14 protein-coding genes are annotated in these 22373 nt (G+C 41.2%); 5 read left to right on the top strand and 9 right to left on the bottom strand.

What is annotated here, in order from left to right; all coding sequences use genetic code 11:
• Positions 1 to 94: 94 nt before the first annotated feature.
• The 9 genes from LN995_RS00575 to LN995_RS00535 all read right to left on the bottom strand — a co-directional run bounded on the left by LN995_RS00575 (position 95) and on the right by LN995_RS00535 (position 14737).
• Positions 95 to 418: a hypothetical protein gene (locus LN995_RS00575; protein ID WP_229957378.1), complete on the bottom strand. Its 324-nt coding sequence runs from the start codon at positions 416 to 418 to the stop codon at positions 95 to 97.
• 166 nt (positions 419 to 584) lie between these two features.
• Complete coding sequence (locus LN995_RS00570; protein WP_229957377.1) at positions 585 to 1772, bottom strand: aldose epimerase family protein; 1188 nt, start codon at positions 1770 to 1772, stop codon at positions 585 to 587.
• 185 nt (positions 1773 to 1957) lie between these two features.
• Positions 1958 to 2974, bottom strand: coding sequence for an arabinan endo-1,5-alpha-L-arabinosidase (locus LN995_RS00565; protein WP_229957376.1), 1017 nt, complete (start codon positions 2972 to 2974; stop codon positions 1958 to 1960).
• A gap of 157 nt (positions 2975 to 3131) precedes the next feature.
• The gene (locus LN995_RS00560; RefSeq protein WP_229957375.1) at positions 3132 to 5123 is read right to left on the bottom strand and encodes an alpha-L-arabinofuranosidase C-terminal domain-containing protein; all 1992 of its coding nucleotides are present in this window, start codon (positions 5121 to 5123) and stop codon (positions 3132 to 3134) included.
• Positions 5124 to 5200: 77 nt separating this feature from the next.
• On the bottom strand, positions 5201 to 6745 hold the full coding sequence (locus LN995_RS00555; protein WP_229957374.1) for an alpha-N-arabinofuranosidase: 1545 nt from the start codon (positions 6743 to 6745) through the stop codon (positions 5201 to 5203).
• A 512-nt stretch (positions 6746 to 7257) separates the two neighbouring features.
• Positions 7258 to 8286, bottom strand: coding sequence for a glycoside hydrolase family 43 protein (locus LN995_RS00550; RefSeq protein WP_229957373.1), 1029 nt, complete (start codon positions 8284 to 8286; stop codon positions 7258 to 7260).
• Positions 8287 to 8406: 120 nt separating this feature from the next.
• Entirely contained in the window at positions 8407 to 9888 is a 1482-nt protein-coding gene (locus tag LN995_RS00545; protein ID WP_229957372.1) for an arabinan endo-1,5-alpha-L-arabinosidase, read from the bottom strand.
• A 70-nt stretch (positions 9889 to 9958) separates the two neighbouring features.
• Positions 9959 to 11542 carry a RagB/SusD family nutrient uptake outer membrane protein gene (locus tag LN995_RS00540; protein ID WP_229957371.1) on the bottom strand — a complete coding sequence of 528 codons (1584 nt, stop codon included), beginning with the start codon at positions 11540 to 11542 and terminating at the stop codon, positions 9959 to 9961.
• 39 nt (positions 11543 to 11581) lie between these two features.
• A complete protein-coding gene (locus tag LN995_RS00535; RefSeq protein ID WP_229957370.1) occupies positions 11582 to 14737 on the bottom strand; it encodes a SusC/RagA family TonB-linked outer membrane protein in 3156 nt (1051 codons plus the stop codon).
• A gap of 794 nt (positions 14738 to 15531) precedes the next feature.
• Between LN995_RS00535 and LN995_RS00530 the strand changes: the two genes are divergently transcribed.
• The 5 genes from LN995_RS00530 (at position 15532) to araA (ending at position 22343) form a co-directional block, all read left to right on the top strand.
• Positions 15532 to 16257, top strand: a complete 726-nt coding sequence (locus LN995_RS00530) for an NUDIX hydrolase (protein ID WP_229957369.1) — start codon at positions 15532 to 15534, stop codon at positions 16255 to 16257.
• 86 nt (positions 16258 to 16343) lie between these two features.
• Positions 16344 to 18068, top strand: a complete 1725-nt coding sequence (locus LN995_RS00525) for a ribulokinase (protein ID WP_229957368.1) — start codon at positions 16344 to 16346, stop codon at positions 18066 to 18068.
• A 9-nt stretch (positions 18069 to 18077) separates the two neighbouring features.
• Positions 18078 to 18776: an L-ribulose-5-phosphate 4-epimerase gene (locus LN995_RS00520; RefSeq protein ID WP_229957367.1), complete on the top strand. Its 699-nt coding sequence runs from the start codon at positions 18078 to 18080 to the stop codon at positions 18774 to 18776.
• A 104-nt stretch (positions 18777 to 18880) separates the two neighbouring features.
• Entirely contained in the window at positions 18881 to 20758 is a 1878-nt protein-coding gene (locus LN995_RS00515) for a sodium:solute symporter family transporter (RefSeq protein WP_229957366.1), read from the top strand.
• A 79-nt stretch (positions 20759 to 20837) separates the two neighbouring features.
• Positions 20838 to 22343, top strand: coding sequence for an L-arabinose isomerase (gene araA, locus LN995_RS00510; RefSeq protein WP_229957365.1), 1506 nt, complete (start codon positions 20838 to 20840; stop codon positions 22341 to 22343).
• Positions 22344 to 22373 lie beyond the last annotated feature (30 nt).

Below are 22373 nucleotides of genomic sequence, written 5' to 3'. Positions count from 1 at the left end.
TGTAGCACAGGAGCATGTTCCTTTTGCTGATAGATAATGTCTTTACCAGTTACCGGTTTATTATTAAGAGTGATGTCTGTTTGCGGTACAGCATCTAAGGTAACCATTCCTTTGTGCAGTATAAATGTACCAGCACTACCTTCAATTTTCCGGCTGGAAAAACAACGTCATTATCAGCGTTACCCCCAAAGGAGTTTTCTCCTTCTTTTAGCCAGTAAAGACCAGCTAAGGCAAGCCAGCTATTACCTTTTTTCAAAGAAGATATTCTGTGCTGGTGCCACTCCTCAATTTCATTTTGATATGCAGTAATATTATTAACTGAAGCAGATGGCGAAATCATTTTCTTACGGGCAACAAAAAATGTAAGCAGTAATAAGCTACCTAATATAACAGCAGCAAACAAGGTTTTCTTATTCATAGTTGTAGCCGATTTAACCCAACTTTGGATTTTCTACTTCAAACTTTTTTAAAGCGTTAGCTTAAGATCTGTCTTACGTAGCAAATGTTGAAAACAAAATGTGGGGTAAGGTATGTTTCTTTAATAGAAAGCATACCCTACCCCACATCTTCTAACTTAACAAGAACTACTGCACAGAGAATTTATAGCTTGTCGTTGTGCTATAAGTTTCTCCTTTGTCTAATGTAGTTGATGGGAAGTTTGGCTGGTTTGGAGAATCCGGGAAGTGCTGAGTTTCCAGGCAGAAAGCTGTTCTGAATTCATCTTTGTTACCACCTTTTATGGTGTTAGCACCTTCTAAAAAGTTACCGCTATAGAACTGGATTCCAGGCTCCTCAGTATACACATCCATTACAATGCCGGTTTCGTTTCCAATAACCTTTGCAGCATGTGTCATTCCTGGCTCCTGGCCAGTGTTTAACACAAAGTTGTGGTCGTAACCATTACCAAACTTAATTTGCTGGTTGTCCTGATCTATTCTGGCTCCAATGGCTGTTGGCTCACGGAAATCGAACGGTGTACTTTCTACAGGTGCCAGTTCACCAGTTGGTATCAAAGTAGAATCTACTGGTGTATAGGTGTCGGCAAAAATCTGCATTACATGCTCGCCTACAGTTCCGCTTCCTACGCCGTTCAAATTAAAGAATGAATGGTTGGTAAGGTTCACAACAGTTTTTTTGTCTGTTGTTGCCTTATAATCGATTTTTAATTCATTATCATCTGTAAGCGTATAGGTAACAGTTACATTAAGATTTCCCGGGTATCCTTCTTCCATATCTTCAGACAGGTAAGTAAGCTCCAATGTCTTATCATCTACTTGATTTGCATCCCATACAACACGAGAGAATCCTTTGTCTCCACCATGCAGGTGATTGGCTCCGTTGTTGGTTGCCAATGAGTATTCCTGCCCGTCCAGGGTAAATTTACCATTTGCAATCCGGTTACCATAACGACCAATTGTAGCACCAAAATATGTATCTGCTCCTTCGGTAAAAGACGCTACATCATTGAAGCCTACTATTACGTCTGTCATTTTACCATTTTTGTCTGGCACAAGTAAACTTATTACGCGTCCGCCATAATTCGTTATCGCAGCCTGCACATTGTTCTTATTCTTTAAGATATACAGGTCTGTTTGCTTGCCATCAATGGTTTGCTGAAAATCCTCCCGTGCAGGCAAAGTTGCTTCCTGTGAGGTGGTTTCTTCAGTCGCATCAGTTGTTTCCTGGTTATTAGACGATTGGTTACATGATTCTAATGTAAGAATGCATCCGCTCAGCAGGCACAATGCTGCTTGTTTAAATCGTAGGTTCATTTTGTTTTATATTAATTTAAAAGACTATTAAGGTTTGGAGAAAAACATAGTAGCATGTTTATACTATTAAAGATACTAACTTTCTACTGCTATCGGAGCTTATGTACAGGAAAATCTATATATAGTTTCATAAAACAAGCTTTAGCCACATCAACTCCAGGACCAGGTTCTAATCACTAAACAAATTACTTCTCTATTACTTCAGGCCAGCCCTTATTCCAGACTATTTTTTCTATCCTCAGTTTTGGTTTACCGTTATCTGCAGCATCGTACCCATGGAAAACAAGGTAGTCTTCTCCATCAAAACTACACACAGCGTTATGTCCGACTCCATGCCAATTTTCATTTCCTTGAAGCAAAATTGTACCACCTCCCTTAGCCATAGGCGTTCCGGATTGGTCTACGTAAGGGCCTTTAACATTCTTTGATCTACCTACTATCATTTTATAGGTGCTGTTTACACCTTTGCAGCAATAATCAATAGAGGCAAACAAGTAATAATTACCATCTTTTTGAAAGATAAAGGGAGCCTCAATAGCGTTACCACCTGCATCTACAGGGTTATCGTCTATGGCAGGAGGATTAGGCTCTGATGGGGCTTTCTTGCGGCTGGCAATGGTTAGCAGGTTATCAGGACTTTCGGCAATACTCATCCGGTCTTTGCTCAATTTTACAAGCTTTAAACCACCCCAGAACGAACCAAAAGATAACCAGGCTGTCCCAGATTTGTTTGTTATCAGATTAGGGTCGATGGCATTCCAATTTGTTTTACCTGGTACAGACTGTATCACCATTCCACGATCTATCCATTTATAATCTTTACTAGCTGGGTCAAGCGTTTTATTCGTAACCAGACCAATGGCAGAAGTGTTTTTACCAAATGCCGATATGGAATAATACAGGTAGTAGTTACCTTTATAATAACTGATATCTGGAGCCCATATATGGTTCTTAAATGTCGGCACTGCCTCCTCTGCCCATTCCGGTGCTTCCGGAAAAACAGGCTCTTCCCGCTTCCAGTTCTGCATGTCTTTAGATGACCACATGGCAATACCCGGACCAGTGCAAAACAGGTAGTAAGTATCTTTCTGCTTGATCATTACCGGATCATGCACCATAATATCTTGTTGTAACTTCTGTGCCTTAGCTGACAAACTAAACATCAGAAGAAGAACTAACCAATATGCCGATTTAATGTTCATAGGAGTGTTCATTAAGTTTTCAATAGAGTGTAGTGTAACATTCGGTCTCACTAACACCAGACATTAGAATAAACATCCCCCGCTGCAGGCAACGGGGGATGTTAAATTTTCAAGAAAATTATCTTATAGCCAACAGCTGAAGATTATTATCAAAGGCTTAAGACATTTTTACTCTAACCACATTTACAGAGTAAGGCTGCATGTTCAGTTTTACTTTTTTGTCCTTTACCTGCACCTGCTTTTGTGTCGGGCTAACGGCGTTCGGATTCGCAAAAGAATTCTCCTGGTTCAGGTTATCGCTTCTTAATACAGTTACAGTTCCTTTCTTATTTAGCTTCTTCACACCATCAACCACAAACTCGCTGGCAAGATCCTTATCTGAAGTGTTTACAACTTTCAGGATCAGCTCATTGGTATTCTTGTCAATTGTAGCTGAAGCAAATGTACCATTCTGGCCTGTTACTGCTTCATTATTAAGAAGCACTGGTACCACATGAGTACCTTTATTAGTAGAAAATATCTTTTGCACCTGGTAGTTTGGTGTACCGTAAGAACGCAGGTTATCTACCCAGATCATATCTGGTGTCCACTGCCACGCTTCTGCATGTGCAAACAGAGGAGCATAAGACGCCATTACAACCACATCAGCATTACGCTCTAACCCTGTCATAAAAGCAGCTTCAGACATGGCACCGTTCCAGGTATTCTTGTTATCCGGACTGGCGATAGCAACTGTTTGAGAAGCATATTCACCGGCAAAGATTTTAGGGCCGTTACGATCATAGTTGTCATATCTGGTTGCATTCTCCCTAAACCACTCTGGTGCACGATAATAATGTTCGTCAATGATATCTACTCTCGCATCTTTCATGCTTCTCAGCGTCGTGTTCAGGTATTCAAACTCTTCACCATCAGGGAAAGGTCCTGTTGTGGTAATAAGCTTAATATCCGGATACTTTTCGGTAAGGGCTTTTTCAAAAGCTTTGTAGCGTTCAATATACTGCTCACCCCATTGCTCATTACCAACACCCAGGTATTTCATATTGAAAGGCTCCGGGTGGCCCATATCAGCACGTTTTTTGCCCCAGGTTGTTTCTACAGAACCATTAGCAAACTCAATCAGATCAAGCGCATCCTGGATAAATGGATCAAGCTGATCCATAGGCACCAATTCACCTGTGTTAAACTGGCAAGCCATACCACAGTTCAAGATAGGCAATGGTTCAGCACCTATATCTTCTGACAACTGGAAATACTCAAAAAAACCTAGCCCAAACGACTGGAAATAGTCTGGTGTAAGGCGATGATTGAACTCAGTATTCCATCGGTTTACAATCAGTTCTCTGTCTTCCACAGGGCCAATTGTTTTTTTCCACTGGAAGCGTTCATCAAGGGTACGACCTTCTACAATACAGCCTCCAGGAAAACGAAGAAAGCCAGGCTTCATATCAGCTAATAACTGCACCATGTCGGCACGCAATCCATTTGGGCGTTCTTTCCAGGTGTGTTGCGGGAACAGGGAAATCATATCCAGGTCAACAGTACCTTCACCTTTTGGCCAGATGTTTAACTTTGCTTTAGGTTCTGTTTCAGTAGCCGTAAAGCTAGCTTTATATTCTTTCCACTGCTGCCCTTCCGGTGTTACAGTAGTAGTACCAATTACTTTTCCATCAGGGTTAACCAGTTCAACAGTAAGAGCTACATTATTGCCCTGCTGCTGACGCGCCAGAACAGAAAAGTTATACTGCTCTCCTTTTTTTATACCCATGCCGCGGAAGCCTTCGTTCGTCAAGCCATAACCATCTCCTGGTTTTGACTCTACACGAATGTAGCGTCTGTTTGCAGGGTTTATAGCTTCTCTGTTATGTACTAAAGCTTTTCCGGTAGCACCTTCTTTCTTCTGTTCTTTCCAGCCCATCATAGGTGTATCAAACTCAAAAGAACGGTTCTTTACCAACTCGGCATAAATGCCTCCATCTGCCCCCATGTTAATGTCTTCAAAAAAGAGTCCCCACATGGTTGGCTGTACAGTAGCTTTTACTTCGTTGGCTTTTACAGTGTAAACATTATTACTCTGTGCATTACTAAACGTAACGGGTGATAATGCACTTGCAGCAACAGCACAGAGAGCTAAAAACTTATTCTTCATCCTATTCAATTTATCACTTCATTTAAAGTCCATTATTTATTTGCCTTCAGATTAGCCAATGCAAAAGAACTTTCCTGTTATTTTAGTTCCAGTACAACTACTGAGAACGGCGGAAGCTTCACGTTTAATGTGTTGCCTTTCAACTTAGCTCCTTTAAAGTTCTCTGGCTTGATATTGTCAGGCTTTTCAAAGGTGTTATAATCCTGAATGCTTTTTGATGTCAGAATACGTCCGTTTACTGACTTATATTTGGCACCATCTATATTAACGGCTACTTCCTGTGCTTTCTTAGGATCAATGTTAGTAAGCGAAACGTGTGTTACTCCTTTGTTATCTTTAGAAGCTGATGCAGAAACTGCAGGAAGAGATTCGTTACCAACTGTAAAGTTTTCGCTCTTCACATTCATTGGTAAAAGAGTAGCATCCTGATGTACATTATACATCTCCATTACATGATAAGTAGGAGTTAGTATCATTTTCTCCTCATCTGTCAGGATAACAGCCTGAAGCACGTTTACTGCTTGTGCCAGGTTGGCCATTTTCACTCTGTCGCAGTGGTTGTTGAAGATGTTCAGGGTTGCTCCGGCAATCATGGCATCACGCATTGTGTTCTGCTGATATAAGAAACCTGGATTCGTTCCTGGCTCTACATCATACCAGCCTCCCCACTCATCAACTACCAGGGCAACTTTATGCTCAGGATCATATTTTTCCATGATAGCTGTGTGCTTGTTGATCAGTTCCTCCATAAATAAGGCACTTTTCATAGTAGCGAAGTACTGCTCATCTGAAAAACCTCTGGTTGGTCCTTTTTTATTCCAGTCAATAACAGAATAATGGTGCAGTGCCACTCCTTCTATTAAGGATTTTGGGATGTTCTTCATCAGCACTTCTGTCCAGTTATAATCGGCTGAGTTAGCGCCTGAAGCAATTCTGAACAAGCCGCCGGAGTTATTCCAGTCAGACACGAACGTAGCGTACTTGCGATACTCATTTGCATAGTATTCAGGTGCCATGTTTCCACCGCAACCCCAGGCTTCGTTACCAATACCCCAGAACTTCACATTCCATGGCTCATCACGTCCATTTTCACGACGCAGCTTAGACATTGGGCTCTCACCTGCAAAATTTACATACTGCACCCAATCAGATAGCTCCTGCACCTGCCCTGTTGCCATGTTACCAGCAAGGTAAGGTTCAGCACCCAATAATTCGCACATATTAAGAAAGTCATGCGTGCCAAAGCTGTTGTTCTCAGTAACACCTCCCCACCAGCTATTTACAATAGTAGGTCGTTGCTCTTTAGGGCCGATACCGTCTTTCCAATGGTAAGTATCAGCAAAGCAACCGCCCGGCCAACGCAAATTAGGCACCTTGAGTTTTTTAAGCGCCTCTACTATATCATTTCTGACTCCGTTCGTGTTCGGTATTTTAGTATTGTCTTCACCTACATAAAAGCCACCATAGATGCTACGTCCCAAGTGCTCTGCAAAATGCCCGTAAATATGACGACTGATTTTTAAGTTAGAATCGCCCTGCGCATTAAGGGTAGCTGTATTCTGCGCATAAGCGGAAGAAAGGCCGCAGAGCAAAACAAGTAGGCTTAATATTTTTTTTCTCATTAGTAATTTAGTGTGGTACATGATTAGTCTATTACTTTTCTAGTGGGGAATGTAGCTTTTATCTTAAGCTGAATATTAAACGTATTTTTTACGCTTATAAATATAACCCACTAATCCTTTATATAATAAGAATATTAAATATTTTTTCATTTTGGTAGACCAGCTATGAAGAGCAGAATAGTTCCTGTACAACTACCGTTTCAAAATCAGTTTACTATCAAGTGGTCTATTCCCCTGGTGATCTGCTTATATTTATCTAATTTTAACAAACGTTCATTAATAAATAATGCTTGATGCTAACATTTTAGCCTTTACAAACGCCAAGTTTCCTTCTGTACCAACACTCAGGCTTGAAAAGCAGAAAGTTGATAAATGATAAACTCACGAGTAATTGTTAGATTAACTATCGTAAGTACACATATCTGTAATTGATATAAGAGTTACAAGTTCATAAGGACTATTCTGTTCAATATTTGTGGTAGCATATTGAACAGAATAGTTTGGCAGGAAAATTATTTTGCAGGCTTTATACCTTCAGTCGTCATAACAACACGCTTCATAGAACCGTCTTTATTATAATACAGCCGATCGATACAAACGGATCTTCTAAAACTGCCGCCATCTGGTTGAATACCACCGTTATGATAGATAAAGTATGAGTTACCCTTAAAATCAATAATTGCTTGATGATTTGTATTAGAGTTTCCGGCGAGCTCGTTTAAAATTCCTTTATATTCCCAAGGCCCTTCAATACTGCGGCTCATTGCATAAGCAGTTTTCTCAGGGAACTGGTACGCGTAAGACAGATAATACTTTCCTTTGTGCTTGTGCACCCATGGCGCCTCAGTAAAGTTAGGCAACTTGATTGTTTTAATTGGCCCGTCAAGTTCTGTCATGTTATCCTTTAATTTAGCATAATGGCACACAGTATTCCCCCAGAAAATGTATGCCTGTCCATCATCATCAATAAATACAGCCGGATCTATATCATCCCAGCTAATATCAACATCGGTGGTCATGTCGTTGGTGATCAAGGCTGAACCACGAGCATCTTTGAAAGGTCCTGTAGGGCTATCAGAAACTGCTACACCAACTGCCTTTCCAGGAATGTCTTTATGGGTAACAGTAGCATACCAGTAAAACTTACCGTTTCGCTCCACCACATGCGAAGCCCAAGCATCGCCACTGGACCAGGCAAAGTCTTTTGGAGCCAACGGCACAGCATGTTCTGTCCAGTTTACCATATCCGGAGAAGAAAACACCAGCCACTCATTCATTACATACCCTTCGCGTCTGGCAGGAGCCTCGTCATGACCGGCATATAAATACACTTTGTCTTTATGCACTATAGCCGCCGGATCAGCGGTGTATTTATGTGTAATAATTGGGTTGCTGTTAGCTTTAACTGTGGTATCAGCAGGGTTTATTATTGTTTTACTTGCCATTGCAGGAGAAACACCAAGTACACCTGCTGCAAACAATAAGCCTGCAATTACACCTGTTGATGACTTTCTGTGATTATTGATCAATTTGATACGCATTATGTTGTCTAGAATTTAATACTACTCTGGATGCAGCTACTTATATTAAACAAATGGCACAAACTAAAGAGGCCTGGTTATTATCCTGAAGAGAACAATAACCAGGCCTGTAATTAGATGTTACTCTACTTTTTTAAGCCAGATAGCGGTGCCTTCACCATTAAAACCTGTCATTGCAATGGTAGAGGGTATCTTATTCTCCCAATCGCGTGCCCTAGATACATACAATTTATCTAGATACACTCCACCCCATCTCAATTCCAACCAAGGAGCTTCATATGTCCAAGTATTGTTAGGATCGTTATTAATAGTCCCATTAGAATTCAAGATGGTGATACTTGCGATAGAAAGGTTTGGATCAATCTGCTCATTACCAAAACCAGGTATAACAGGCTGCCATAGAACAATTTGTTCGTAATCTCCTGCTATTTCTTCTGTGGAAACAGGCGTTTGTTCTACATTAGCATAACGTTCAGGAGAAACCATAGGCCACCCATCCGGGGTCCAGAAAATTTTACGCACGTGCATCACCATAAAAGCAGGGTCTACAGTTGGTCTTCCCTGATGCGCCATAAAATACTGGCCATTATCTTGAAAAACAGCACAATGAGACACTCCTTGCCAGCCTCCATGATTCATAAACTTGTAAGGAGACAAAATCATGGGGCCATTATCAGCAAGATTATCCACATCTACTCCATTCCAATCTAAGAAAGGGCCATTTGGATTGTCTGAACGAAAAACTCTTACATTATATTTGGTAGAGAGCCAGTCATAAGCGACAAACAAGTAGTACTTGTTTGTCGCAGAATTATAAATGATTTCTGGTCCCTCTAAATTTCCATTCACCATTCCACCTGTCCACCCTCTTCTGGCAATGCGGGTACCTTTATCACCCGATTGTAAAGCAAGACCAGTAGCAGGATTTAGCTGAAGTACAAACAAACCATCCCAGGAGGAACCATATACCATCCAATGTTCACCAGACGGGGTTACGACCACAGACGGATCAATTGCATTTGTACCAGGGCCTTCGTTTACAGAAGTTACAGCCAAGCCTTTTTCCACCCATGGCCCTTCAGGTGAGTTGGAAGTGAGCAGACCTATGGCACTGGTACGTTCCTCAGTAGGTGCCAGTGAATAATAAAGTCTAAACTCACTCCCGACTTTCATAATGTAAGGTGCCCACAAACCCTGTGTAGGAGTTGCTCCATTAGAAGTAACATAATCTACCCCCATGGCCGGCAACCCATTCAAAGCCCAATCTAAAAACTGCCAGTTTACAAGGTCTTTTGACTTGCGCACCATAATACCTACACGAGGGATGGCGCCATAAGCAACATCAGTACTATAGCTGTAAAACCATTCTCCATCTTTTATAACAGAAGGGTCATGCGTGTTGTATGGCCCCCACTTTTTGTAGAGCGAGCTTGCAGCTATGTCTCTATAGGTATCACTTAAAGCATCTATATCAAAAGGTTGCTCTGTTGAAGAGTCAGGATCAATTTCTGCTACCGTTTCATCATCTTTCTGACATGCGCCAAGAAAAACTGTTGTCAGCATGATCAATCCCAGAGCCCTTTTAATTAAGATGTTCTTCATAATGATACCTGGTTCTGTTCTAATTAACTGAGATTACACTTTTAAATAAATCTTCAGCAATACTGGAATATTAATTAGCTGGATTGGTAGCTAAGTTGGGGTTTACATCAAGTTCCGTCTGTGGAATTGGCAAATACTCATTTCCAGGTGTCCAGGTGTTAAAATCAGCATCGTGCTGCTTAAGCATTGCTAACTTCTCAGGATCATACAACCAGCCCCAACGAATTATATCATTGATGCGCTGTCCCTCAATAGCAAACTCTAAAGCCCGCTCATGTGCAAGCTGATCACGCATTTCTTGCTGTCCCATTACGGGTTTTGTAGTTGCCAGGTCAGGCAGGTTCGCCCTGTCTCTTACCTGCTGAATGTATTGATAAGCCTCTGATGTTTGGCCTAATTCATTTAAAGCCTCAGCATACATTAACAGAATATCGGCAAAGCGTAGCACTCTGTAGTTGATACCTGAGTTTTCAATCCCCCCCTCATCTGTCCATCCGGGAATACCGTCATGAGTGTACTTTCTAGGGAAGATTCTATCTTCAGCAAATGGCCAAGGTGTACCACCATATACTGTTGTTGAATTATCTTCTGGCTCATAAGAAGCAATTGTCTCCAACAGACGAGGATCGCTATTACCATTGACTGTTTTTTCTTCCTTAAACTCATTGTAAATCCACCTGGTAGGTAAAACGTCTGAATAACCGTATCCTTCCATAGCATAAGTATAGCCTTGTGATGACACCTGTTGCCAGGTAGAGTTAGGATCTCCACCATAATTTCTGGTTGAACCACCCACCTCTTCTACCGACCCAAATTGGACTTCAAATAATGACTCAAAATTATTTTCGTTCGTTGGCTTAAAATTATCACGATAGTCTTCTACTAAGCTGTACCTACCTTGCAAGTCACCGGTAAAGAACTGTTCAAACTGGTCAGCTGCATTTTGCCACTGCTGTCTGTATAAGTAAGCTTTACCTAACATACCTGTAGCAGCTCCTTTAGTAGCACGTCCTTTCTGCCCCTGATCTGGCCCACTTACATTATCATAAGATATAGGCAGCAACTCTTTAGCCATTTGAAAATCAGAAAATATCTGATTCCACAACTCTTCCTCTGTTGCTGTTGCCGGATAAGTTTCGACCTGCACAGCTTCATCATCTGATATTACTGTTTGTGCTGTAGTAACAACAGGAACTACTTTATAAGTATTGGCTAAGTTAAAATATGCTAATCCACGCAAAAAATAAGCCTGTCCAAGTATCCTGTTTTTTAATGCCTCATCCATTTCAATAGCAGGTACATTATCCAAAACTTGGTTTGCGCGCCATATCAACTGGTATTTGGCTCCCCAAATCCATTGAACCGGGCCTGATGTAGTAGGAATGGTAAAATTACCTACCTGCGCTATATCCAACCAAGGCGTATCTCCTGTTATATCATCACCACGTGTGTCTGTTAATGTAGGAAACATCCTCATGTAGGTACCATCCAGAATCAGGCTATTGTAAATAGCATTTACGCCAGCCTGAGCCTGATCCTGTGTCTGCCAATAATCTGCTATTATTTGCGTATTAGGGTTCACGATATCCAATTTATCATCGCAACCAACTAAAGCCAGCAATAAAAATGAGAAATAATATTTTATCTTTTTCATGATTTGTACATTCATAAACTTTATACAACTCCTTAATGCCTAAAAACCAACCTGCACGCCTAACATAAATGTTCTTGGTCTAGGATATGATCCGTTATCATACCCAGGATTGAAAACTCCTGAAGTAAAATCAGGATTATATCCTTTGTAGGCCTGGAAAGTGTAGAGGTTTTGAGCTGTAGCGTATACTCTTACATTATTGATGTGCTTGATAAGCCCTGTAGGTAAGTTATACCCAAGAGAAACTGTATTAATTCGAAGATAGTTTCCACTCTGCAGCCATCCTTCTCGATCTGAGTCACGACCATTGTCATTAGGATCTCCAGCCACTAGCCTTGGTACATCTGTATTTGTATTGGTAGGAGTCCATCTATCAAGAGCATCCTCATGATAGTTCATATAGTCTGAGGTGTGCATCAAAGATCTGTACTGTCTGCTGTTAATCAAGTAACCTGTCGCACCCGATCCAAAAATTGTTAAATCGAAGTTCTTATAGGCTGCACTAAAGTTGAGACCATAAGTGAAGTCAGGTATTGCGCTCCCTAGGTATGTTCTATCTTCAGCATTGATTACTCCATCCTCATTCAAGTCTTTAAATATAAGATCACCTGGCGAAGTAGCAGCACTTTGAAAAGCATGATTAGCAATCTCATCCTCTGACTGGAAAATACCCTCTGTTACGTAACCATAATGTTCCCCAATTTCTCTTCCTACCTCTGTTCTGGAACCAGTACCATAAATTGGCTCATTATTCCCACCTAAGGCTAAAACCTTGTTTTTCACTGTTGTACCGTTTGCAGAAATATCAAAGGTAAACTCTCCTTCGGTTTTATGATAAGTAGCAGTAAACTCAAAGCCAGAGTTTCTTAAACTACCTGAGTTTACAATAGGAGCTGTATTGACTGAGCCAGTACTAGAAGGAATAGGAACACCTACCAGAATGTCAGTTGACTTGCTACTATAGTATTCAGCTGTAAAATCGAACATACCATTAAGTAAAGCAGCATCTAAACCAATGTTGGCTGTAGTTCTTGTTTCCCATTTTATATCTTGAGAAACCAGGTTTGTCTGCAAACCACCTGCTACAACTTGTCCACCAAAATTGTAGAGAATATTGGAATTCAAATAAGGTGTGTACAAATAGTCTCCGATGTTCTGATTACCTAATGAGCCGTAACTTCCTCTTAATTTTAAGTCAGAGATTGCATCTGGAAGATTAAGAAACTTCTCATTTGAAAGTTTCCATCCTAAAGCAACAGAAGGGAAGTAACCAAATCTATTGGTAGGCGCAAACCTAGAAGAGCCGTCTCTTCGCATGGTAGCAGTTATTAAATACCTATCATCATAACTGTAGTTTACTCTTCCCAGAAAAGAAGCTATTGTATTTTCAGTATCATATGATCCAACAGTCTGACTTCGTCCGTTGGCTAAAACAGGATAATATGGTTTAGAAAAGCCTTCAGCATGTCCGTAGCGGATATTATAACTGTTAACCTGGTACATCTGCCCTATTAAAACAGCTAAGGAGTGTTTATCAAATGTTTTTTCGTAGTTCAGAGTGTTCTCAACCAGCCCCATGCTGTATATCCTGGTATTATCATCTAGACGAGCAGTAGACTGTCTAAAGAAATAGCCCAAATCAAACTCCGGCTGAAATGAATAATCCCGGGTCAAGGTACGGTCATAACTTAGATTCAGCTTATATTTCAGGCTGTGTCCATTCTTGTTTATCAAATCTAACTGCCCCCATGCATTAGCAAACGTACGGTCTACATCAACCCAGTTTTCCAGCAAACTGTTAGCACCTACCACGTTTAGCACAATGGCCTCTTCCACCCCATTGGTTGTACCTGCAAATCCACCTTCTCTGTTAGGATCATAAACACCCATAGTTGGTATAGCCAGCAACATATCAATAACTAGTGGAGGCCGCCCACCTGTCAAGGCTGTTGTATTGTATGTCAGAGAGTTTTCATGTGAATGTGTATAAAACATTGACTCCCCAAAACTAAATATCCCTTTTTGCCCATTTGTGTTTGCGCGTACTGTATAGCGGTCATACGTAGGGCCATTTCCTTTCAACACCCCATCATTACCAAAGTAGTCTAAAGAAACATTATATGACGTATTTTCGCCACCTCCTGAAAAGTTTATGGTATGGTTTTGCCTAGTTCCTGTTTTAAAAGCTTCTTCCTGCCAATCAGTATCAATGTCATCTATAAACAAAGGAGAATTAGGGTCATTGGCGGGGGCTATTGCAGCACCACCATTTAGCTGAGATTCGTTATTCAGCATTTGATATTGAACTCTGTTTGTAACAGGTATTCTCTGCCAAACCTTATCTATACCATAATAACCACTGTAATTAACCTGCAAAGGAGTGTTCTTCTTACCTCTTTTCGTAGTAATGATAATAACACCATTAGCAGCTCTTGAACCATAGATAGCTCCGGCTGAAGCATCTTTTAGCACTTGAATAGACTCAATATCGTTTGGGTTAAAATCTCGCACACCAGTAGCTACAGGCACGCCATCAACAACATACAAAGGTGTATTATCACCAAAAGTAGTTATACCACGTATTCTGACATTAGGCGCAGCACCAGGCTGCCCATCACTTGTTACGTTAACACCAGATGCTCGCCCTTGCAATAATTGCGACACATCATTAGTAGCATATTTCTTCATCTCCTCTGGTTCCACCACAGCCACAGACCCTGTAATATCAGACTTCCTTTGTGTACCGTAACCAACAACTACCACCTCTTCCAATGCTTTTACATCAGGGGCAAGCGTCACATCAACTGAAGAGCGGCCATTCACAGGCACCTCCTGTGTTTCGTAGCCAATAAAAGAGAAAACAAGGACAGCACCATCTTCCACCTCTGGCAATGTAAAGCTACCATTGATATCCGTTGCTGTGCCCTGTGTTGTACCCTTAACAACAACGGTCACACCGGGCAATCCCACACCATTCTCATCTGTTACTGTTCCAGTTACAGTAGCTCTTTTTAACTTTCCAGAAATCATTAATCCTTTTTCGGCAACTGACGTGACCACACTTGCCTTAGCCACATTATCATAAGCCTTCAAGGGGGCATAACTTACAACCACCCCCAATACTGTCAACAAAACAGTTCTTCCTTTAAGAAGGATATATTCTGCGGATTTAAAATGCAACAACTCTCGATTCATAAATATGTATTTGTATATGCATTAAGATTTAACTATTTATTTAATATTGTTTGAAGCACATTTAATAAAGCTTTTCGCTTTTTCACTCCTTTCAAACCCACCTTTCAGTTTTCTTAAAACTATTTTTTTATTTGGATTTAAAGTTATCAAGGTGCAAAAGCAACTTTAACTGTTTTTATTACATTTATAAAGGTACAAAAAACATTTCTACATACAACTGTTAGTTGATATTTTTTTTTTAAAAAAAGCACCTACTCCAGAATAATCAATTTCAAAGCTTGCAATATACACCTAAAAGACAGCCTAAACTTTTCACTTCCTGAGCAAATCGGTCTAAACGTTGCATAACTTGTCAATCATTATAAATCAACCTAACCCTCGTACGTATAATCAAGTTAATAGTGTTACTTTAACCTTTATTTCACAAATAATAAAGCATCTGCCACTATCAAACAGTAGTTTGTTAAATTTATTTTGTATCTTTTCAGCATCAATATAAATTATACTGATAGTGTTAGTCTGTTACTTCTAAAATAGCAAGAACAACAGGCCGATAAGTGATACAATTTTAACGAGCAGAAGTTAGTCTTCCATATGGTTAATCGTATTAACAAATAAAATATAACCTTCATAAACTTAATTAACGCTTATTGACATAAGGAACTAAAACATTTTATCAATAAGCGTTAATTAAACAATTATATTATATTTGTATTAATACTTTTGCTTTACACGCTATTGTATATTGCTAGTATATAGAAACAGAAGTATAACCTATAATTTCTAATTAAGATATGCTGAAATACTCAGGACAGACGAGGATACTGGTAGCTGTAGACTGCGTAATATTTGGCTTTGACGGTGAAAACTATAAGTTACTGCTAATTCAACGAGGATTTGCACCCGAAAAGAAAAGATGGAGTCTAATGGGTGGATTTCTTCAACCTGAAGAGAGGTTAGAGGAGGCTGCCAACCGCATTTTAAAGCAACTCACAGGTTTAGAGAATGTGTATATGGAGCAGCTGCATGTTTTCAGCGATCCGCAGCGAGATCCTGTAGAAAGAACGGTTGCGGTAACTTACTTTGCTTTAATTGACATACAAAAGTATGAGAAACAATTAAGCAAAGAATTTCATGCAGAGTGGTTTCCAGTAAAAGAAATGCCGGAACTTATATTCGATCATGAAAAAATGGTAGAAACTGCTAAACACCGGCTTCGTTATAAGGCTGCGCTTCATCCCGTTTTGTTCGAACTGCTTCCAGACAAGTTTACACTACCGCAGCTGCAGGCACTATACGAAGGACTTTACGATACAACTTTTGACAAGCGCAATTTCAGCAGAAAGCTTCTTTCCACAGGACTGTTAGTCAAACAGACTGATAAGGACAAAGAAAGTTCTAAGAAGGGAGCCTTCTATTTTAAGGTTAACAAACAAAAGTATGAAGATGACTTTCAGGCAATTTTAAATCTTATCCCTAAACCTGACAAGTTATCTAACAGTGCTGTAATATTAAATTAGTTAGGTTTATTATATTATAAAATCAATATCCATAAATAAGATTGAAACTGACCTTACATAAATCACTAAAAAAATAAACCATACCTGTGAATAGAGACATATATGTTATAGGAGTCGATTACGGATCAGATTCCGTTCGCTCCGTTCTTGTTAACGCTCAAAATGGGCAGGAAATAGCCTCTTCTGTATATTACTATCCACGTTGGAAAAAAGGAGACTATTGCGTTCCTGCAGAAAACCAATTCCGGCAGCACCCTTTGGATTATGTAGAAGGGTTAGAAAAAACAATAAAGGACTGCCTGAGCCAGGCCGGAGACGAGACTATAGCCAAAGCAGTTAAGGGTATTTCTATTGATACTACTGGCTCTACTCCAGTTGCTGTAGATAAAACGGGTACTCCGCTGGCTTTGCTTCCAGAGTTTAAGGAGAACCCTAACGCTATGTTTGTACTCTGGAAAGATCATACCTCTGTAAAAGAGGCATCAGAGATAAATGAACATGCTAAAAAGTTTGACACAAACTACCTGAAATATGTAGGCGGCATCTACTCTTCAGAGTGGTTTTGGGCTAAGCTGCTGCATGTTTTAAGAACAGACGAAAAGGTACGCGAAGCTTGTTACTCCTGGGTAGAGCACTGTGACTGGATTCCTTTCCTGCTTACGGGTGGTGATAATGTACATGAAATGAAACGTAGTGTATGCTCTGCTGGTCACAAATCCTTATGGGCAGAAGACTTTGGAGGGCTGCCACCAGAAGAGTTTTTCACGTCGTTAGACCCACTGCTCAGTGGATTCACTGAAAGACTATTTACACAAACATACACTTCTGACAAGCCTGCCGGTAACCTGAGTCAGGAATGGGCAGAACGCCTCGGCCTGTCTTCAGATGTAGTAGTAGGTGTAGGCGCATTTGATGCACACATGGGAGCCGTAGGCGGACAGATTGAGCCTTATCATCTAAGTAAAGTAATGGGTACCTCCACCTGCGACATGTTGGTTGCACCTATACATGAAGTAGAAGACAAGCTTGTAAATGGAATCTGCGGACAAGTACCAGGCTCTGTAATTCCAGGCATGATGGGCCTAGAAGCTGGTCAGTCTGCTTTTGGTGACACCTACGCCTGGTTCAAAAGAGTACTCATGTGGCCTTTGCAAAACCTTCTTTCGCAATCTACCGTTATCGATGCCGAAAAAGCAGAAGCGTTACTTAATGATATATCTGATAAAATTATTCCAGAGCTAAGCAAACAGGCAGATCAGATTCCGCTGTCTGAAAACAATGAGTTTGCTGTAGACTGGTTTAACGGTCGTCGTACGCCGGATGCAAATCAAATGCTGAAAGGTGCCATTTTGGGCTTAGGACTTGGTAGTGATGCTCCAAGAGTTTTCAGAGCACTAGTAGAGGCTACGTGCTTTGGAGCCAAGAAAATTGTTGACAGGTTTAATGAGCAAGGTGTGCCGGTTAAAGGTCTCATTGGTTTAGGAGGTGTTGCTAAAAAGTCTCCGTTCATTATGCAGATGATGGCCGATGTTATGAACATGCCTATACGTATTCATAAATCTGAGCAAACCTGTGCTATAGGCGCAGCCATGTTTGCAGCGACGGCAGCTGGGATATTCTCCAGAGTAGAAGATGCTATGGCTGCTATGGGCCAGGGTTTTGACGCGGAATATCACCCGGACGCAGAGCGTGCTAAAGTATATGCCAAAAGGTATATTAAGTATTCTGAGATGGGTGGCTTTATAGAGCAGCACTCCTCCCCTGCCAAACCACAGCAAGTAGCTGATGTACAAGAAGAAGTTGTTAGATAATATTTATAAATGAGTAAATACGAACATATCAGACAAGCTGCATACGAAGCCAACATGCAGCTGCCTAAACTAGGACTCGTACTTTTCACTTTTGGCAATGTTAGTGCCGTAGATCGTGAACTTGGTGTTTTTGCCATCAAGCCGAGTGGAGTCCCTTATGTAGATCTTTCACCCGAAAAGATGGTTATTGTAGACTTTGACAGCAACATAGTGGAAGGTACACTACGTCCGTCTTCAGACACAAAAACACATGCAGTGCTTTACAAGCACTGGGAAAAAATTGGCGGTATCGTACATACCCATTCCACATACGCCACAGCCTGGGCACAGGCGCAACGCGACGTTCCGATCTATGGTACTACTCATGCAGACCACAATACTGTAGACATTCCGTGCGCTCCGCCAATGGATGATAAAATGATTGAAGGAAACTATGAGTATGAAACAGGCTTCCAGATCATGAATTATCTGCAAGAGAAAGGCATGAGCTACGAAGAAGTCGAAATGGTACTGGTGGGCAACCATGCTCCTTTTACCTGGGGCAAAACAGCAGACAAAGCTGTGTACAATAGTGCTGTGTTAGAGGAGGTTGCCAGAATGGCCTACCTGACGGAGCAAATCCGGTCAGACGTACCTCGTCTGAAGGATTCTCTTATAAAGAAACACTTTGAAAGAAAACATGGTCCAAATTCATACTATGGACAATAAAAATCTTGTGGTAAATCACTCACTAGTTTGTGTTTAAATATATAATATGAATATATTTAAATGATTTATCATATTAAACCATATAAACCCTTTCAAAATTTCAAATGACATCTGGATTCTCAACACTAGATTACGCCATCTTCATCCTATACGCCCTCGTCATACTATTCATGGGCTTATGGGTATCAAGATCTAAAACAGGCGTGGAAAAAACTGCTCAAGAATACTTTCTGGCGGACAAATCCCTTACCTGGTGGGCCGTAGGTGCCTCGCTTATTGCCGCTAACATTTCAGCAGAGCACTTTATCGGAACGTCAGGATCAGGCTTTGCCATTGGTCTTGCTATATCTGCCTATGAGTGGATGGCAGCCGTTGCCCTTATTGTTGTTGCCAAGTACTTTCTGCCTGTGTTTATCGACAAAGGCATTTATACCATGCCGCAGTTTCTTAACCAGCGGTTTAACAGAGGTGTAAGTACAGCTTTTGCCGTATTCTGGCTATTGGTTTACGTTTTCGTAAACCTTACTTCTGTAAGTTACCTTGGAGCCCTTGCAATGGAAAACATAATGGGAGTTCCTCTTGAGTACGGTATTATTGGCCTGCTTCTGTTCTCTGCTATTTACTCTATTTATGGAGGCCTAGAGGCTGTAGCCTGGACAGACGTAGTACAGGTAATCGTACTTGTTGGTGGTGGGCTTGTAACAACTTTCCTTGCCCTGGATGCAGTAGGCGAAGGAAGCGGTATACTTGCCGGTATTGCTAACATTTACGAAAAAGGCCGTGACCACTTTACAATGGTTCTTCCTCAGGGGCACCTTTTTGTTCCGGATGGTGAAACCGGAACAAGAGATGCTTTCATAGACCTACCGGGGATAGCAGTAATTGCAGGTGCTATGTGGGCAACAAACCTTGGTTACTGGGGCTTTAACCAATATATCATTCAAAAAGGACTTGCAGCAAAAAGCATTAACGAGGCGAAACGTGGCCTTCTTTTTGCAGGTTACCTGAAGATATTAATGCCGATTATTGTTGTTATTCCGGGTATTACTGCTTACGTACTACTTAATGCTCATACACCAGAAGAACTGGCTTCTATTCTTGGTAAATCAGTAGAAGCTATCGGTACTATTGACAAATCGGACCAGGCATACCCTTGGCTATTAAAGAACTTTGTGCCAACCGGTGTTAGAGGCCTTGCCTTTGCCGCCCTGGCTGCTGCTATTGTATCATCTCTGGCTTCTATGGTAAACAGTACTTCTACTATCTTCACCATGGATATTTACAGACCCTACTTTAAGCCAGAGGCAAACAACAAAGAACTGGTGTTAGTAGGTAGAGTTGTTGCTGTAATAGCGCTGGCCATTGCAGCTGTTGTAGCTCCTCAACTAGCGTCTCTGGATCAGGTGTTCCAATACATCCAGGAGTACACAGGTTACATTTATCCTGGTGTGATTGCCGTGTTCGGTATGGGCTTATTCTGGAAACAGATTACGCCTAACGCTGCTCTATGGACAGCTATTGCCACTATCCCGGCAGGAATACTGTTCAAAGTAGTTAGTCCGAACATGCCATTCCTTCTGCGTATGGGATATGTATTCATCATACTTTGCGTAATTGCTTCACTTATTAGCTTCGCCGAAAGAGGCAAAAAAGTTAAAAAGGATTTACCCGAGCCAGGAAGAAGAAAAACGATTGCAGGATATTCTTACCTTTTCTTTGCTCTTGGTATAATTGTGTTCATTGCAGCATTAGTATTTGGCGATGAGCTAAGCTACCTGGCTTTTGCTCCATCTATGTATTTCTTAGGAACTTTCCTTCTTATGATAGGCATCATTCTGTATACTAACGCTAACATGGAAGTTGCAGACCCGAAAGCGATCGTATCAGACCCTGTACTATTTAACACAGGTACTCCGTTTAATTTAGGAGCAGCTGGCATAGTACTTATCATCGGATTGATTTATTATTTCCTTTGGTATTAATTTTCAAGCGTTGCAGCGTAACTGCTGCAACGCTTTTTTTGTGGTTAATTAATTATTGTAAAATATACATTTTATTTTCATGATAGATTTAAAACAGTTTGAAGTATGGTTTGTGACAGGCAGCCAGCACTTATACGGCGAAGAAACTTTAAACCAAGTTGCAGCACATTCACAGGAGATTGCTAACAGCCTTAATCAGGCATCTCAAATCCCGGTTACTGTTGTGTTTAAACCAACGGTTAAAACAACAGAGGAAATATTTCAGATATGCCAGGAAGCAAACGTAGCTGAGAATTGTATCGGTGTAATTACATGGATGCATACCTTCTCCCCTGCTAAAATGTGGATACGTGGACTAGGCATTCTAAAGAAACCTCTTCTGCACCTACATACACAGTACAACCGCGATATTCCTTGGGATTCTATTGATATGGATTTCATGAACCTGAACCAAAGCGCCCACGGCGACCGTGAATTTGGGTTTATGGTATCCAGAATGCGTATCAACCGCAAGGTAGTAGTAGGCCACTGGCAGGAAGAATCTGTATTGGAGCAAATAGGCGGCTGGTCAAGAGCAGCCTGTGGCTGGAACGATTGGCAGGGGGCTAAGTTTGTACGCTTTGGAGACAACATGCGTTTTGTTGCCGTTACAGAAGGCGACAAAGTGGAAGCAGAAATGAAGTTTGGCTTTGCTGTGAACACACATGGTATCGGTGACCTGGTAGAAGTTATCAATAATGTAAGCGATGAAGCTATTGACAACCTGATAGCTGAGTACGAAGAAAAATATACCGTAGCAGATTCTCTGCGCAAAGGCGGCGAGCAACATAGTTCGTTAGTTGAAGCAGCCAGAATTGAAATCGGCCTGCGCACATTCCTGGAAAACGGAAACTACAAAGGCTTCTCCGATACTTTTGAAGACCTGCACGGCATGGTGCAACTACCAGGCATTGCAGTACAACGCCTGATGAACGATGGCTATGGTTTTGCCGGGGAAGGCGACTGGAAAACAGCTGCCCTTGTAAGAGCCATGAAAGTGATGGGTACAGGCCTGGAAGGTGGTAATGCCTTTATGGAAGATTATACTTACCACTTCGAACCAAACAATTCAATGGTACTGGGTTCACACATGCTGGAGGTGGATGAGTGCCTTGCCACTGATAAACCATCCTGTGAAGTGCATCCGTTAGGTATTGGTGGCAAAGCTGATCCGGTTCGTTTAGTATTTAACTCAAAAGGTGGTTCGGCTCTTAATGCATCTGTTGTGGATATGGGTAACCGTTTCCGCCTTATAGTAAACGAAGTGGAGGCCGTAGAACCACAACATGATCTGCCAAACCTACCGGTGGCCCGTGTACTCTGGAAACCACTTCCTGACATGAAAACAGGCGCAGCTGCCTGGATACTGGCAGGAGGCGCTCACCACACCTGCTATAGCCAAAACTTGAGCTCTGAAATCCTGCAGGACTTTGCAGAAATGGCTGGAATAGAGTGCGTACTTATTGATAAAGACACAAAACTAACTCAGTTTAAAAATGAGTTACGCTGGAGCGAGGTATACTACCAAGTTAGCAAAGCCTTCTAAGCTCTTTTATAGTTAAACATCATAAAACAG

The organism is Pontibacter silvestris (assembly GCF_020907275.1).
Taxonomy (GTDB): domain Bacteria; phylum Bacteroidota; class Bacteroidia; order Cytophagales; family Hymenobacteraceae; genus Pontibacter; species Pontibacter silvestris.
Note: the sequence above shows the minus strand (reverse complement) of the source record. Positions and strands in the feature narration are given on the sequence as shown.

Excerpts from the sequence above, each read along its gene's own strand:
- LN995_RS00545 (WP_229957372.1), bottom strand. The coding sequence starts at position 9,888 with ATGAAGAACATCTTAATTAAAAGGGCTCTGGGATTGATCATGCTGACA.
- LN995_RS00515 (WP_229957366.1), top strand. The coding sequence starts at position 18,881 with ATGACATCTGGATTCTCAACACTAGATTACGCCATCTTCATCCTATAC.
- LN995_RS00540 (WP_229957371.1), bottom strand. The coding sequence starts at position 11,542 with ATGAAAAAGATAAAATATTATTTCTCATTTTTATTGCTGGCTTTAGTT.
- LN995_RS00530 (WP_229957369.1), top strand. The coding sequence starts at position 15,532 with ATGCTGAAATACTCAGGACAGACGAGGATACTGGTAGCTGTAGACTGC.
- LN995_RS00560 (WP_229957375.1), bottom strand. The coding sequence starts at position 5,123 with ATGAAGAATAAGTTTTTAGCTCTCTGTGCTGTTGCTGCAAGTGCATTA.
- LN995_RS00520 (WP_229957367.1), top strand. The coding sequence starts at position 18,078 with ATGAGTAAATACGAACATATCAGACAAGCTGCATACGAAGCCAACATG.
- LN995_RS00570 (WP_229957377.1), bottom strand. The coding sequence starts at position 1,772 with ATGAACCTACGATTTAAACAAGCAGCATTGTGCCTGCTGAGCGGATGC.
- LN995_RS00555 (WP_229957374.1), bottom strand. The coding sequence starts at position 6,745 with ATGAGAAAAAAAATATTAAGCCTACTTGTTTTGCTCTGCGGCCTTTCT.
- araA (WP_229957365.1), top strand. The coding sequence starts at position 20,838 with ATGATAGATTTAAAACAGTTTGAAGTATGGTTTGTGACAGGCAGCCAG.
- LN995_RS00565 (WP_229957376.1), bottom strand. The coding sequence starts at position 2,974 with ATGAACATTAAATCGGCATATTGGTTAGTTCTTCTTCTGATGTTTAGT.
- LN995_RS00535 (WP_229957370.1), bottom strand. The coding sequence starts at position 14,737 with ATGAATCGAGAGTTGTTGCATTTTAAATCCGCAGAATATATCCTTCTT.
- LN995_RS00550 (WP_229957373.1), bottom strand. The coding sequence starts at position 8,286 with ATGCGTATCAAATTGATCAATAATCACAGAAAGTCATCAACAGGTGTA.
- LN995_RS00575 (WP_229957378.1), bottom strand. The coding sequence starts at position 418 with ATGAATAAGAAAACCTTGTTTGCTGCTGTTATATTAGGTAGCTTATTA.